The organism is Microseira sp. BLCC-F43 (genome assembly GCF_041929235.1).
In the GTDB taxonomy this organism is placed as follows: Bacteria; Cyanobacteriota; Cyanobacteriia; order Cyanobacteriales; family Aerosakkonemataceae; genus Microseira.
On record NZ_JBHFNP010000195.1, the window covers coordinates 1 to 2,169 of the forward strand.

At 47.3% G+C, this 2,169-nt stretch carries 2 protein-coding genes and 1 pseudogene; all 3 read left to right on the forward strand.

Annotated features, from left to right (window positions below):
- Positions 1-187 precede the first annotated feature (187 nt).
- Positions 188-961 (forward strand): annotated as a pseudogene (locus ACE1CM_RS26955) (RNA-guided endonuclease InsQ/TnpB family protein); the annotation flags it as partial.
- Positions 939-1,208: a zinc ribbon domain-containing protein gene (locus tag ACE1CM_RS26960; protein ID WP_374881934.1), complete on the forward strand. Its 270-nt coding sequence runs from the start codon at positions 939-941 to the stop codon at positions 1,206-1,208. The pseudogene ACE1CM_RS26955 and the gene ACE1CM_RS26960, both read left to right, overlap by 23 nt.
- A 271-nt stretch (positions 1,209-1,479) precedes the next feature.
- On the forward strand, positions 1,480-1,818 hold the full coding sequence (locus ACE1CM_RS26965) for a hypothetical protein (protein WP_374881935.1): 339 nt from the start codon (positions 1,480-1,482) through the stop codon (positions 1,816-1,818).
- The last annotated feature ends 351 nt before the right edge of the window (positions 1,819-2,169 follow it).

Consider the following 2,169-nt stretch of genomic DNA (forward strand, 5'->3'; position numbering starts at 1 on the left):
AAAAACTGCTCAGGATATGGTTGGTATGGGTGACAAGCACCAAGTAACTGAGGAGCCGGATGAGGTGAAAGTCTCACGTCCGGTTCTGAAGACGAGTCAGAGAGGTGACGCTCTGGCTTAGTTCAACAACGATGCGTTAGCCTATAGCGATGAACTTGATCGAAAGGGAGAAAAGAAACCGAAAAACGCCGAACTACAGAAACGGTTTATCACCACTGCTAAACAGGCGGTAGATCGGGAATGGTTAACCGAGGTGTCGAATATTCCCCTACAGCAATCCCTAAACGATCTAGAGCAGTCCTATCAAAACTTTTTCAAATCGTGTAAGGGAGAACGAAAAGGGAAAAAAGTTAAGCCGCCTAGATTTAAAAAACGGAGGGCAACCCAATCAGCAAGGTTCACGAGAGGGGGATTTAAGGTTAGACAGGTAATGGTCTATCTAGCAAAAATCGGCGACCTAAAAGTTATTTGGAGCCGGACTCTCCCTTCTAAACCATCGTCGGTTACGGTGATTAAAGACGCGGCGGAGCGATACTTTTTAAGTTTTGTTGTCGAGATTCAACCCGAATCGTTACCCGATAATGGTAAAGCGGTAGGAATCGATCTCGGAATCGCCACTTTCGCTACCCTCGACACGGGAGAGAAGATAGACGCGCCGAAACCGTTAAAGAAACGATTAAAACGGCTTAAAAAAGCACAAAGAAACCTGGCGAGATCGCAAAAAGGGAGTAAACGACGAGAAAAAGCGAGAAAGCGAGTAGCCAATATCCACGCAAGGATTAAGGATACCCGTACCGACTTTATCCATAAACTATCGACTAGAATTGTCCGTGAAAACCAAACGATAATTCTAGAAAATTTAAACACATCGGGAATGATTAGAAATCGAAAACTATCCCGTGCCATATCGGATGCGTGGATGGCGCTCGTTTCGAGATATGCTGTCAGCGAAGTCCGATAAGTACGGGCGGGATTTTCGGGTGATTTCCCGATGGGAACCTACCAGCCAAAGATGTTCCTGCTGTGGGGAAATTGGCGGTAAAAAAGAGTTAAAAATCCGTGAGTGGAAATGTCTTTTCTGTGGAGCCATCCACGATAGAGACGTTAACGCGGCGGTAAATATCAAGGTCGCCGGTGGGCAATCGGAGACTCTAAACGGACGTGGAGAGAAGGTAAGACTTTCTGCAAAGAAAGCACGTCAAGGGTGAATCGTCAACCCACCAAAAGTACAAACAATTAAGTTTGTTCTAGTAGGAATCCCCGTACCTTTAGGTCGGGGAGGATGTCAAAAACCCGGACATCGGAACTACTACCAAGACTGGCTACCGACTTGCGGCGCCCATACCGCATCCACGGTATCCCGACTTGATTGAGCGGTTGCAGATTAAGGCTTGTCGAAAGCCTACGAACAAACCGCAGGAAGGGAGCAAACCTCAAACTAAGGCGGGTTTTTACGGCAAGATAGCACGAGATAAGCTAATGAAATGGCATCTCGACCTAACCCAAACTCACGCGTTACGCCACCTAGCCAACATGAATGGGCGCATGTCTGGCGTGAACCCAACGGCATTAGCGCAATCGCTAGGACACTCTCTTCAGATAAACGAAGGAACTTACACCAAACGCCAAGCTACCAAAACTACAATCGACTTGTTGCTCAATTCCCAAAAGCAACCACTAGGGCTTACGAGCGCTATCGCAGCCGCTAAATCACTGCTAGCGACTCATACATCCCGACAAGCTCGTGAGGCCACTATTGACCTCCTAGCCGCCATCTATCACGAAGATGCGGAAGCGATCGCAGAAATGCTGCGCTAAAATTTAAGGGTTGAATTGCTTTTAAGGTTTTTGGATTGCGACCTCTTGTGAATTCAATCCAGAAACACCAAAACCCCTCCGAGAGCTAATCTCAGGGGGGTTTCTTGTAGATAAATTCAATTAATTTAATTAATTCAATTAGCGGGATAAAGGGGGGCAGGAGATTCCCGGCGGTCGACCGGCTAGCTATAAACCACCTGAAGTGGAATACGGGTCACTCCCTCCTGAGCGATTTTACTCATCTGCCTCTCAAACTTCTCCCACCTATCTCCATCCGTCGGCAACACGATACGCCCAGCACTACCAGGAACATTAGCATCTTTATGAATGCCAAAATCACCGCGGGTAACA

What these genes read in the sequence shown, in the direction of transcription:
- ACE1CM_RS26960 (WP_374881934.1), top strand. Translation starts at nt 939, where the DNA reads ATGCTGTCAGCGAAGTCCGATAAGTACGGGCGGGATTTTCGGGTGATT.
- ACE1CM_RS26965 (WP_374881935.1), top strand. Translation starts at nt 1,480, where the DNA reads ATGAAATGGCATCTCGACCTAACCCAAACTCACGCGTTACGCCACCTA.